Source organism: Agromyces sp. GL_144 (assembly GCF_057834305.1).
On the sequence record NZ_CM174399.1, the window covers coordinates 1,974,347 to 1,985,980 of the forward strand.

Below are 11,634 nucleotides of genomic sequence, written 5' to 3' on the forward strand. Positions count from 1 at the left end.
GCTTGTGGCCGCGGGCAACGCGAACAAGCCTATCCCTCGAGGGTGAGATCGACCGCGGGAGCCGGCTCACCAGTCGGCGCGCGCGTAGTCCTTCAGGAACACGCCAGTGACGTCTTCGCCGGCCTCGCCGCGCACGATCGGGTCGTAGACGCGGGCGGCGCCGTCGACGAGGTCGAGGGGTGCGTGGAAGCCCTCCTCGGCGAGACGCACCTTCGTGGGGTGCGGGCGTTCATCGGTGATCCAGCCGGTGTCGACGCTCGTCATGAGGATGCCGTCTTCGAGCATCTCCTTCGCGCTCGTGCGGGTGAGCATGTTCATCGCCGCCTTGGCCATGTTGGTGTGCGGGTGCCCCGGGCCCTTGTATCCGCGACTGAACACGCCCTCCATGGCCGACACGTTGACGACGTAGGTGCGGCGAGCGGATGACGCGGCCAGCGAGGGCCGAAGGCGGCTGACGAGGATGAACGGCGCCGTGGTGTTGCAGAGCTGCACCTCGAGCATCTCGAGGGGGTCGACGTCCTGCACGACGGCGCTCCAGCTGTTCTCGTGGTGCAGGTCGGGCACGAGTCCTCCTGCGTCGATCGCGGTGCGGTCGGCGAGCTTGGCGAGCGAGCTCGATCCGGGCGCGAGGGCGAGCGCGGTCAGGTCGTCGGCCGTCATGGTTCCGGCGAACAGGCCGGAGGAGAGCACCGGATGGCTCGACACCGAGTCGGCGAGCGCGAGCGGGTGCGCGTCGTTCGTGTGCCCGAAGCTCACGAGCTCGGGCATCGGGCCGTCGGGCAGCGGCGAGGACTCGGCCTCGACGAGCGGCGAGTACGAGCCGGGGGAGCGGCGCACGGTCTGCGCGGCGTTGTTGATGAGGATGTCGAGCGGGCCCTGCGCGGCCACGTCGTCGGCGAGCGCGATGACCTGGGCGGGGTCGCGCAGGTCGATGCCGACGATGCGCAGCCGGTGCAGCCAGTCGCCCGCGTCGGGCATGGCGGCGAACCGTCGCGCGGCATCCCGGGGGAACCGGGTCGTGATCGTCGTGTGCGCGCCGTCGCGCAGCAGCCGCAGTGCGATGTACATGCCGATCTTCGCGCGACCGCCGGTGAGGAGGGCGCGCTTGCCCGTGAGGTCGGTGCGGGCGTCGCGCTTCGCGTGGCTCATGGCCGCGCACGTCGGGCAGAGCTGGTGGTAGAACGCGTCGACGAGCGTGTACCGCTGCTTGCAGATGTAGCAGGGGCGCGCGACCTGCAGCTCGCCGGCCGTGCGGGCATCGGTGCCGCTGACGAGGTCGGCGCCGCGGGTCTCGTCGTCGATGCGCGTCGGCGCGCCCGTCGCCGTCGCCGCGATGACCGCGCGGTCGGCGTCTTGGATGACGCGCCGCTTCTCGAGACGCCGGGCGACCTTGACCGCCTTGAACATCTTCGCCGTGGCGTGACGCACGGTCTCGAAGTCGGGGTCGTCCTGGTCGAGCTCGCTGAGCGTCGCCAGCACGCGCAACGTCGTCTCGAGGTCTGCGGGGTCGATCGTCGGCGCGCTGACGGGGGCTGAGGCGGCGGAGGGCATCCGTGAATTCTACGGCGTGCCACCCCGTGATCACCTGAGTGCTGATCTCGATGCGGCACTGGCGTGCCTACCGATCCACGGGGCTCGGCCGGTCGAGTAGCGACGAAGGAGCGTGTCGAGACCACGGGCCGACAGAGGTAGCGTGACGGCATGAGCACCAGCACGGATGCCTCCGCCTCGACGGCCGAACGCTACCGCTCCTTCGCCGAGGTCGAAGCCCACGGCATGTCGGCCACGTACGAGGCCTGGGCGGCCGGTGCGGCGACGGATGCCTCGGTGCTGGCCCTCATCGACCTGCTGCCCGCTCCCAAACGGCAGCCGAACCTCGTGTTCTCGTCGGCACGCCTGCTCGGGGCCGAGCCGGGTCCGTACGACGTCTTCGCGGGGTGGCTGCATGACCACTGGAGCGAGGTGCGCGAGGTCGCGCTGACGCATGCCACGCAGACGAACGAGGCCGCACGTTGCGCCCTGCACCTGCCCGTGCTCGCGGGCATCGAGGGCCCCATCGCACTGCTCGAGGTCGGGGCATCCGCCGGGCTCTGCCTCTATCCCGACCGGTACAGCTACCGGTACTCGGGCCGAGCCCTCGCCGGCCCTGCGCAGCTCGACCCCGCCGACGGCCCGAGCACCGTCGTGCTCGACTGCGAACTGCGCGGTGCCGTGCCCGCACCCGTTCCGGCCCGCATGCCCGAGATCGTCTGGCGCGCCGGCATCGACCTGAACCCGCTCGACGTGCGCTCACCAGACGACGTCGCCTGGCTGGACGCCCTCGTCTGGCCCGAACACGACGATCGACGCGCGAGGCTCCGGGCCGCCGCCGAGATCGCCGCGAGCGACCCGCCGAACCTCGTCAGCGGCGACCTCAACGAGCAGGTGGCCGCGCTCGCCGAGGCCGCACCGCCGGACGCCACGCTCGTCGTCTTCCACACCGCGGTGCTCATGTACCTCGACGAGCCGGGGCGCCAACGCTTCGCCGCGCAGATGCGCGACCTCCCAGGGCACTGGCTCTCGGCCGAGGGCCGACGCGTCGTCCGTGGCATCCGCCTGCGCGAGGACGTGCCGAACGAACCGAGCGACCTCGTGCTCGCCCTCGACGGCGTGCAGCAGGCGTGGGCGCAACCCCACGGACGTGCGCTCACGTGGGCGCCGAATCCCTAGACTTGGCGCATGCGCATCCACATCGCGACCGACCACGCCGGCCTCGAGTTCAGCCGTACCCTCGTCGACCACCTGACCAACGCCGGTCACGAGGTGCTCGACCACGGACCCACCGAGTACGACGCCCTCGACGACTACCCGGCCTTCTGCATCAACGCCGCGCTCGCCGTGGCCGCCGACCAGGCCGCGGGCGTGCACGCGCTCGGCATCGTCTTCGGCGGCTCGGGCAACGGCGAGCAGATCGCGGCCAACAAGGTGCGCGGCATCCGCGCGGCGCTCGTGTGGAGCATGGACACCGCGATCCTCGCGCGCCAGCACAACGACGCCAACGTCATCTCGATCGGTGCCCGCCAGCACACGGTCGAAGAGGCGATCCGCTACATCGACGCGTTCATCGCCGAGCCGTTCTCGGGCGACGAGCGTCACGCACGCCGCATCGCGCAGCTCGCCGAGTACGAGACCACCGGCGACATCGCGGGCAAGGGCGTGAACCACCCGGCCGAGGTGTAGCCCGCGTGCCAGAGGGACACTCCGTCCACCGCATCACGCGGCAGTTCGAACGCAACTTCGTCGGACACGTCGTGCGCGCGTCGAGCCCGCAGGGCCGGTTCGCGCAGGGCGCGGCCGACCTCGACGGGCGACGCGTGACCGATGCCCGCGCCGTGGGCAAGCAGATGTTCCTCGGCTTCGAGGGCGACCGTTGGCTGCGCGTGCACCTCGGCATGTACGGCGCGTGGGACTTCGCGGGCGACATCCTCATGGACGCCACGATCGCGTCGGCCAACGGTCGCATGGGGCAGACCAACCAGCGCGGCACGTTCCTCGAGGGGCCGAACCCCGACGCCGTCGTCTTCGACTCGGCGGGCGAGAACTCGATCACCTCGATCGGCGCGCCGCGTCGCACGAGGCTCCGCATGTCCGAGTCCGAGAAGGCCGGCGCCGAACCCGAGAGCTTCCCGCCCGAGCCCATCGGGCAGGTACGCGTGCGCCTGCTCACCGAGACGGTCTGCGCCGACCTGCGCGGGCCGACGGCATGCGAGGTGCTCGATCCCGCCCAGGTCGAGGCGATCGTCGCGAAGCTCGGCCCCGACCCGCTGCTCGACCCGGGGCCAGCCTCCGAAGAGCGGTTCACGAGCGTCGTGCGTCGCAAGCCGACGCCCATCGGCCTGCTGCTCATGGACCAGAACGCCGTCGCCGGCATCGGCAACGTCTACCGCGCCGAACTGCTGTTCCGGGCGCGCCTGAACCCGCACACCCCCGGAAGGCTCGTGCCCGAAGAGCTCGTGCGCGACCTCTGGCGCGACTGGGCGAAGCTGCTCGCGATCGGCGTCGAGACCGGCCAGATGATGACCATGGACGACCTCGACCCCGAGGCCTACCGCGCCGCCATGGCCAGCCGCGACGACCGGCACTGGGTCTACAAGCGCGAGGGCCTGCCCTGCCGCGTCTGCGGAACGAACATCGTGCTCGAGGAGATGGGCGCCCGCAAGCTCTACTGGTGCCCGAGGTGCCAGGCATGACCGAGCGGCGATCGAGTGCCGCGAAGCCGGCCCGTCGATCGAGTGGCGCGAAGCCTGCCCGCCGATCGAGTAGCGCGAAGCGCGTATCGAGATCGCGATGACCGAGCGAGCGGATGCCTCCGAGCCCCTGCTCCTCGCCGGCGCGCGTCTGCCCGGGGTCGGCGGGCTGCACGACCTGCTGCTCGAGGGCGGCGCCGTCGCCGCGATCAGCCCGAGCGGGGCCGCCGCACCGTTCGCGACCGTGCGCCGCGTCGACCTCGACGGCCACTTCGTCGTGCCCGGCCTCCACGATCGCCACGTGCACGCCTCGCAGTGGGCGATGGTCTCGCGCCGGCTCGATCTGGCCGCCGCGAACTCGGCCGCCGAGATCGCCGCACTCGTCGCGGCATCCGTCGATCGCGGCGAGGTCGAGGTCATCGGCTTCGGCTACCGCGACGGGCTCTGGCCCGATGCGCCGACGCTCGCCGGGCTCGACGCCGTCTCGGGCGCGGTGCCCGTCGTGCTCGTGTCCGCCGACCTGCACGCCTGCTGGCTGAACTCCGCCGCCGCGGGGCGTCACGGCGTGCTCGAGCTGGTCGGCGACACCGGGCTGCTCCGTGAGGGCGACTGCTTCGCGCTCGTGCGCGAACTCGACGACCTCGCCGACGACGTGCTCGACGCGTGGGTCGGCGAGGCGGCCGAACGTGCGGCCGCGCGCGGCGTCGTCGGCATCACCGACTACGAGATGCGCTGGAACCGCGACGACTGGGCGCGGCGCGCAGCGCGTGGCATCCGCTCGCTCAGGGTCTCGTTCGGCGTGTACCCGCAGCACCTCGACCGTGCGATCGCCGAGGGGCTCCGCACGGGCGATGCCGTCGACGGCACCGGTGGTCTCGTGCGCGTCGGCGGTGCCAAGGTCATCACCGACGGCTCGCTCAACACCCGCACGGCGTGGTGTTTCGACCCGTATCCGGGCCTCGAGAGGCGCGAGCACGCCTTCGGACTCGCGACCGTGCCGTACGACGAGCTCGTGCCGCTCATGCGCATGGCGGTGGGTGCTGGTCTCGTGCCCGCGGTGCACGCCATCGGCGACCGCGCCAACTCGCGCGTGCTCGACGCGTTCGAGGCCGTCGGCAGCGCCTCGTGGGCGCGGCGCGGAACGATCGAGCACGCGCAGCTGCTGCGACACGAGGACGTCGAGCGGTTCGCCCGTCTCGGCGTCATCGCGAGCGTGCAGCCCGAGCACGCCATGGACGACCGCGACGTCGCCGACGTCTACTGGGCGGGGCGTACCGGCCGTGCGTTCATGCTCGCCGAGCTCGCCGCGGCGGGAGTCGAGCTCGCACTCGGCTCCGACGCACCCGTGGCACCCCTCGATCCGTGGGTGGCGATCGCGGCAGCTGTAGGGCGCACGCGCGACGGACGCGAGCCCTGGCACCCCGAGCAGGCCGTCGAAGCGCGCATCGCCCTCGCGGCGTCGACCGGCGGCGCAGGCCACACGGTTCGCGCCGGACAGGTCGCCGACCTCGCCGTGGTCGAGCTCGACCCGTTCGCGGCATCCGTCGACGAGTTGCGCACCATGCCCGTCGCGGCGACCCTGCTCGCGGGCGCGTTCACGCACGACGCGCTCGGCGGCTGACCGGCGCTGAGGATCCGGGGGATAACCCCCGACGGCATCCGGGCGTCCGCCGGCTGGAGCCGAGGCGGCCCGCTCGCGAGGCTTGAGGCATGCTCCAAGACGCGCGCCCCGACGCGACCCGCCCGCCCCGCATCCGCCGGCCGAAGGCGACCCTCGCGACGCTGTCGACGCTCGCCGCCGGAGGTCTGGTGGCGCTCGCGTTCGCCGGCTGCGGCGTCGTCGGTCCGGCCCAGGTCGACACGACCGGTGACACGCCGTTCGACGAGCCGCTCGCGATCCCGCCGCTCGCCGAATCGCATCTCGACGCGGACGGCACCCGCGTGTTCGCGCTCGAGGCGCAGGCGGGCAGCACCGAGTTCACGCCCGGCGTCGAGAGCGAGACCTGGGGCTTCAATGAAAGCCACCTCGGCCCGACGCTCGTCGCCGACCGCGGCGAACGCGTGCGCGTCGACATCACCAATGCGCTCGACGAGCCCACGACCGTGCACTGGCACGGCATGCACCTGCCGGCCGCGATGGACGGCGGTCCGCACCAGATGGTCGCACCGGATGCCTCGTGGTCACCCGAATGGCGCATCGACCAGCCCGCGGCGACGCTCTGGTACCACCCGCACCCGCATGGCGAGACCGAGTCGCAGGTCGCGATGGGCCTCGCCGGAATGTTCCTCCTGCACGACGACGCCGAGCGCTCGCTCGGACTGCCGGGGGAGTACGGCGTCGACGACGTGCCCGTGATCGTGCAGGACACGGGCTTCTCCGACGACGGGCGGCGCGAGGGAGCGCAGCGCGGATACGCGGGCGGCCTCGGCGACGAGCTCCTCGTGAACGGCACCCGGCATCCGTATCTCGCCGTCTCCGACGAGCTCGTGCGGCTGCGGGTCCTGAACGCCTCGACGGCGCGGAGTTACGCATTCGCGTGGGATGACGACCGGCCGATCGAGCTCATCGCGACCGACGGCGGCCTGCTCGAGGCATCCGTCGCCCTCGATCACGTGCGGCTCTCGCCGGGCGAACGAGCCGAGGTGCTCGTGCGCGTCGCGCCGGGGGAGCGGGTCATGCTGCAGTCGCGCATGACGCCCGAGATCGCCGGCCTCGTGTCCCCGGTCGCGGCGACGAACGGCGGCAGCGATGCGTTCGACGTGCTCGAGCTCCGCGCTGCCGACGAACTCGACCCCGCGGCATCCGTGCCCGAGCAGCTCGCCGAGATCCTCGACTTCGACCCGGCCGACGTCGCCACGACGCGCCACTTCGAACTCGGCGACAGCTTCGAGATCAACGGCGAGGCGATGGACCTGGGCCGCATCGACGAGACCGTCACGGTGGACACACTCGAGCGGTGGGTCGTCGAGAACCCGAACGCCGTGCCGCACAGCTTCCACGTCCACGACGTGCAGTTCCGCGTCGCCTCCATCGACGGCGAGGCGCCGCCGCCCGAGCTCGCGGGCTGGAAGGACACGATCTTCACCGAACCCGAGACCCGGTACGAGCTGCTCATGCGCTTCGACGACTACGCCGACGCCGACACGCCGTACATGTACCACTGCCACCTGCTGTGGCACGAGGATCAGGGGATGATGGGGCAGTTCGCCGTCGTCGAGCCCGGTCAGCGTGCGACGATGACCGAGGGAACCCACCATGAGCACTGAGACCGTGAGCGCCGACATGAGCATCGAGCAGCCGATTCCGACGACGGATGCCGCGCCCGGGCGCCGAGGGTACTGGTCGCTGTGGCGCGATGTGCCGCGCCAGTTCGGCTTCCTCATCCTGACGATGCCGATCGCGATCACCGGAACCGTGCTCGTGGCGACCGTGTTCTTCACGGGCCTCGGCACGATCGCGCTCGTCTTCGGCATCTTCATCGTCGTCGCATCGCTCTACTTGGCGCGCGGGTTCGGCGTGCTCGAGCTCGTGCGGCTGCGGTGGGCCGGACGGCCGCCGATCGCCCAGCCGGTATGGAACCGCGGGGGCCGGGAGGAGGGCTTCTGGCGCTCGCTGTTCGCGCCGTTCGTCGACGGGCACTACTGGCTCTACCTGCTGCACACCTTCCTCATCAACCCCGTCGTGAGCGTCATCACGTGGAGCCTCACGATCGCGTGGACCTCCACCGCGCTCGCGGGCACGACCGGCTGGATCTGGCGCCGGTACATCCCGGAGGGCGACCGGGAGTTCTGGCTGCACGACGTCGTCATCGACTTCGTCTTCCCGGGCAACGCGTTCACGATCGATCCCCAGGTGGGCGAGGCCGTCTTCGAGTTCGTCGTCGGCGTGATCTTCCTCGCGACCCTGCCGTTCGTCTTCCTCGGCCTGACCGCGCTGCATGCGGTGATCGCCCGAGGCGTGCTCGGCGCCTGGCGCAGCGAGGCGCTCGAGCTCGAGGTCAGCCGGCTCGCCGCGTCGAGAGGTGCCGCCGTGCAGGCCGAGGACGCCTCGCTCCGACGTCTCGAGCGCGACATCCACGATGGGCCGCAGCAGCGGCTCGTGCGACTGCAGATGGACCTCGCGAGCATCGAGCGTGCGATCGAGCGCGACCCCGATGCCGCCCGCGAGATGCTCGGCGAGGCGCGCGATCAGGCGCGCGAGACGCTCGACGAGCTGCGCGCGCTCTCGCGCGGGTTCGCGCCGCCGATCCTCCAGGACCGTGGCCTCGCGGTCGCGCTCGAGTCGCTCGGGGCGCGCAGCGTCATCCCGGTCACGCTCGAGATCGAGCTGCCGGCCGACGGCACGCCGCCCGTGCTCCCGGCCTCGATCGAGCGCAACGTGTATTTCGTCGCCGCCGAGCTGCTCACCAACGCCGTGAAGCACGCGGAGGCCGACGGCATCCGCCTGCGCGCGTCGCTGCGCGACACCGGCCCCACCGGCTGGTGGATCGACCTGTGGGTCACCGACAACGGCCGCGGCGGTGCGACGCTCGCACCCGGGCACGGTCTCGCCGGGCTCGAGGAGCGCATCCGCGGCCTCGACGGCATCCTCGTGGTCGACAGCCCCGTCGGCGGGCCGACCTCGATCGGCGCGCACATCCCGTTCATCCCGGTCGCGTCGGCCGCATAGACCAGCCGGTCGGCGGCGGCGCTCGAGGCGGGCCTCTCAGGGCCGTGTCGAGACCCCGGCCCCGCCGCGGCGCGGGGCCCGAGGCATCCGCCCGAGGCATCCGCCCATCGATACGCTTGGGGCATGACCGACCCGACGGAGACGCCCCTGCGCATCGTGCTGGCCGAGGATTCCGTGCTGCTCCGTGAGGGGCTCGTGCGCCTGTTCGGCGAGGCCGGCTTCGACACGATCGCGGCCTACGGCGACGCCGAGTCCCTGCTCGACGCCCTCGAGCAGACGGCGCCGGATGTCGCGGTGCTCGACGTGCGCATGCCGCCGACGTTCCGCGACGAGGGCGTGCGGGCGGCGATCGAGATCCGTCGCCGCCTGCCGAAGGTGGGCGTGCTGCTGCTCAGCCAGTACGTCGAGGGCACCTATGCCAACGAGTTGTTGTCGTCGGGTGACGGCGGCATGGGCTACCTGCTGAAGGACCGCGTCGCCTCACTCGACGAACTGCGCGACGCCGTCGAACGCGTGAGCCAGGGCGGCACCGTGCTCGACCCGCAGGTCGTGCGCGAGCTGCTCGGCCGGCGCAGCGACCCGCTGGCATCGCTCACGCCGCGCGAGCGCGAGGTCATGGCGCTCATGGCCGAGGGGCGCACGAACGCCGGCATCGCGAAGGCGCTGTTCATCGGCGTCGGCGCCGTGGAGAAGAACGTGACGTCCATCTTCCAGAAGCTCGCGCTCGAGGACTCCGGCACCGATCACCGCCGAGTGCTGGCGGTGCTCGCCTGGCTGCAGCGCTGAGCCTTCACGACCCCAGGCCTTCGCTTGCGGCGCCGATGACGAAGGCCCCGAGCGGATGCCGCGTGGGCACCCCGCTCGGGGCCTCGGAGTCGTTCGGCCGCTACGTGGCGGCGCCTACTTGACGGCGACGTGCGACGACAGGAACCATCGGTCCTTGTCGAGGCCGCGACGGATCTCGATGGCCACGTCCTGGCTGGCCGGGTCGAGCTCTGCGAGCCCCTCGATCGCGTCGTTCACGCGCTTGGTCGCGAGGTCGATCTGCGCGACGACGTCGGCGATGGCCTCCTCGTAGGGCAGGAAGCCGAGCTTGGGGTTCGCCGCCCCACTCTTATCGGCGACGGTCGCGAGGCGGCCATCGATCGGCAGCCCGAGGGCGACCACGCGCTCTGCCGCGGTGTCGGACCATTCCTGCGCGTGGTCCACGACGGTGTCGAGGAGCTCGTGCACGGCGATGAAGTTCGCTCCGCGGACGTGCCAGTGCGCCTGCTTGCCGTTCACGGCGAGCGCGACGAGTTCGTGCACGATCGGCGTGAGGTACTGCGCCACACCCGTGGCCACATCGGCCGTCGACCCGGTCTGCGGTGCGGTCTGGATGTCGGTCATCTGGTCCACCTTCCCTGGAGCATCTGCTGTTGTATCAGGTACAACGCTACGCGTCATCCTGGTTATTTCAAGGAAGGGAAGGCTGGGCTGATCTGGCCTTCCGTCAGCGCCCGGCGGCCCGCAGCGAGGCTCAGGAGCACCCCGGCCGTACCGCCGAGGATGATCGCGGCCGCTGCGCCGAGCGTCAGCGCATCGGGGGAGACGATCGACTGGCCGCGCAGCGCCTGCCAGGTCACGAGCGCCACGATCGCGGCGAGGACGCCGGTGACGGTCCAGACGAGGCCGACCCGCGCCCGGATGCTGCGGAGCGTGACGATCCGCCGCGAGGCGAGTTCGATGAGCACGAGGGCCAGCGGGATCAGTTGCAGCGCGTGCATCCCGACGAAGTGGGGGATCCTGAGGTCGCCGAACTCGGTCGACCAGCCGAGGATCGGAATGCCGGGGCCGCCGTCGCCGGCGCCGACGGTGTGGGCGCCGATGATGTCGCCGTTCGACGCGAGCTGGGCCTCGGTGGGCAGCGTCATCAGGAAGCCGAGTCCGAGCCCGACCAGGCTCAGGATCGAGCCCGCGCGGATCGCGAGCGTGCGGGCCCGATCGGATCCGGGGGTGAACCAGAGCAGGATGGCGGCGACGAGCGTCGCCAGCCAGAGCACCACGATCGCGACGGCCATCGTGTCCCAGAGCAGCTCGTCGAACGGGTTGGCGTTGTTGAAGTGGCTGCGATGCCCGCGCATCACCTGCAGAGTGATGATCCCGAGTTCGATGAGGAGCGTGATCGAGATCGCGGCGCCCGCCCACCACGCCGTGCGACGGAAGCGCCGGAGCTGCCCGATGAGCCAGGCCCATGTGACGGCGTAGATGAGGATGGAGAGCCCGAACTTGAGGGCCTTCGCCCAGATCGGCGCGCCGACGAGCTCGCGGTCGTCGACGACGAGGCCGATCGCCGCGGCCACCGACACGAGGGCGCTCGCGGCCGCGAGCACCATGAGCGGGCCGTGCCATCGGATGCGTTTCGGCGGCTGCAGCCCGTCGCTGGAACGGTCGAGATCGGTGGCGATCGACATGGCTTCTCCCCCTGGCATGAGGCCCGGAGTTCCGGGCACAGGGAGACGGTATGAAGCGGTGCCGTTTCGCCGTCAGGCTGCAGGCCCCCGAAGGGTGCGGGGGAGAACCCCCGAGTGGGTGCGCGCGCCGTATCAGCGTCGGCGGAATGGATGAAGCCCCGGCCGAGGTGCTCGGCCGGGGCTTCGAAGTGGAGGGGATGACGGGAATCGAACCCGCGTGATCAGTTTGGAAGACTGAGGCTCTACCATTGAGCTACATCCCCGTGACCCGCTCGCGGGCACCAGA

Annotated in this window: 10 protein-coding genes and 1 tRNA gene; 7 read left to right on the forward strand and 4 right to left on the reverse strand. The window is 71.4% G+C overall.

Annotated elements, in window-relative coordinates:
* Nucleotides 1–66: 66 nt before the first annotated feature.
* A complete protein-coding gene (locus AC3IPY_RS08880; protein WP_489188087.1) occupies nt 67–1,551 on the reverse strand; it encodes an SDR family NAD(P)-dependent oxidoreductase in 1,485 nt (494 codons plus the stop codon).
* 150 nt (nt 1,552–1,701) lie between these two features.
* Between AC3IPY_RS08880 and AC3IPY_RS08885 the strand changes: the two genes are divergently transcribed.
* The 7 genes from AC3IPY_RS08885 (at nt 1,702) to AC3IPY_RS08915 (ending at nt 9,681) form a co-directional block, all read left to right on the forward strand.
* Complete coding sequence (locus tag AC3IPY_RS08885) at nt 1,702–2,709, forward strand: DUF2332 domain-containing protein (protein WP_489188089.1); 1,008 nt, start codon at nt 1,702–1,704, stop codon at nt 2,707–2,709.
* 9 nt (nt 2,710–2,718) lie between these two features.
* The gene (locus tag AC3IPY_RS08890) at nt 2,719–3,219 is read left to right on the forward strand and encodes a ribose-5-phosphate isomerase (protein WP_489188090.1); all 501 of its coding nucleotides are present in this window, start codon (nt 2,719–2,721) and stop codon (nt 3,217–3,219) included.
* Nucleotides 3,220–3,224: 5 nt separating this feature from the next.
* Nucleotides 3,225–4,229: an Fpg/Nei family DNA glycosylase gene (locus AC3IPY_RS08895; protein ID WP_489188091.1), complete on the forward strand. Its 1,005-nt coding sequence runs from the start codon at nt 3,225–3,227 to the stop codon at nt 4,227–4,229.
* Between the two features lie 97 nt (nt 4,230–4,326).
* Entirely contained in the window at nt 4,327–5,847 is a 1,521-nt protein-coding gene (locus AC3IPY_RS08900; RefSeq protein WP_489188093.1) for an amidohydrolase, read from the forward strand.
* A gap of 89 nt (nt 5,848–5,936) precedes the next feature.
* Nucleotides 5,937–7,493 (forward strand): multicopper oxidase family protein, encoded by a 1,557-nt coding sequence (locus AC3IPY_RS08905; RefSeq protein ID WP_489188094.1) that lies wholly within the window; start codon nt 5,937–5,939, stop codon nt 7,491–7,493.
* Nucleotides 7,483–8,895, forward strand: a complete 1,413-nt coding sequence (locus tag AC3IPY_RS08910) for a sensor histidine kinase (protein WP_489188095.1) — start codon at nt 7,483–7,485, stop codon at nt 8,893–8,895. The genes AC3IPY_RS08905 and AC3IPY_RS08910 overlap by 11 nt, the downstream gene beginning before the upstream one ends.
* Before the next feature lie 123 nt (nt 8,896–9,018).
* Nucleotides 9,019–9,681, forward strand: coding sequence for a response regulator transcription factor (locus tag AC3IPY_RS08915; protein WP_489188096.1), 663 nt, complete (start codon nt 9,019–9,021; stop codon nt 9,679–9,681).
* A gap of 114 nt (nt 9,682–9,795) precedes the next feature.
* On the opposite strand, the gene AC3IPY_RS08920 is transcribed toward AC3IPY_RS08915, so the two are convergent.
* From AC3IPY_RS08920 to AC3IPY_RS08930, 3 genes are all read right to left on the reverse strand, one after another.
* Nucleotides 9,796–10,284, reverse strand: a complete 489-nt coding sequence (locus tag AC3IPY_RS08920) for a Dps family protein (protein WP_489188097.1) — start codon at nt 10,282–10,284, stop codon at nt 9,796–9,798.
* 62 nt (nt 10,285–10,346) lie between these two features.
* Nucleotides 10,347–11,348: a hypothetical protein gene (locus AC3IPY_RS08925; protein ID WP_489188098.1), complete on the reverse strand. Its 1,002-nt coding sequence runs from the start codon at nt 11,346–11,348 to the stop codon at nt 10,347–10,349.
* A 189-nt stretch (nt 11,349–11,537) separates the two neighbouring features.
* Nucleotides 11,538–11,611, reverse strand: a tRNA-Gly gene (locus AC3IPY_RS08930).
* Between the last annotated feature and the right edge of the window lie 23 nt (nt 11,612–11,634).

Excerpts from the sequence above, each read along its gene's own strand:
- AC3IPY_RS08910 (WP_489188095.1), top strand. The coding sequence starts at position 7,483 with ATGAGCACTGAGACCGTGAGCGCCGACATGAGCATCGAGCAGCCGATT.
- AC3IPY_RS08885 (WP_489188089.1), top strand. The coding sequence starts at position 1,702 with ATGAGCACCAGCACGGATGCCTCCGCCTCGACGGCCGAACGCTACCGC.
- AC3IPY_RS08880 (WP_489188087.1), bottom strand. The coding sequence starts at position 1,551 with ATGCCCTCCGCCGCCTCAGCCCCCGTCAGCGCGCCGACGATCGACCCC.
- AC3IPY_RS08920 (WP_489188097.1), bottom strand. The coding sequence starts at position 10,284 with ATGACCGACATCCAGACCGCACCGCAGACCGGGTCGACGGCCGATGTG.
- AC3IPY_RS08915 (WP_489188096.1), top strand. The coding sequence starts at position 9,019 with ATGACCGACCCGACGGAGACGCCCCTGCGCATCGTGCTGGCCGAGGAT.
- AC3IPY_RS08905 (WP_489188094.1), top strand. The coding sequence starts at position 5,937 with ATGCTCCAAGACGCGCGCCCCGACGCGACCCGCCCGCCCCGCATCCGC.
- AC3IPY_RS08890 (WP_489188090.1), top strand. The coding sequence starts at position 2,719 with ATGCGCATCCACATCGCGACCGACCACGCCGGCCTCGAGTTCAGCCGT.
- AC3IPY_RS08900 (WP_489188093.1), top strand. The coding sequence starts at position 4,327 with ATGACCGAGCGAGCGGATGCCTCCGAGCCCCTGCTCCTCGCCGGCGCG.
- AC3IPY_RS08925 (WP_489188098.1), bottom strand. The coding sequence starts at position 11,348 with ATGTCGATCGCCACCGATCTCGACCGTTCCAGCGACGGGCTGCAGCCG.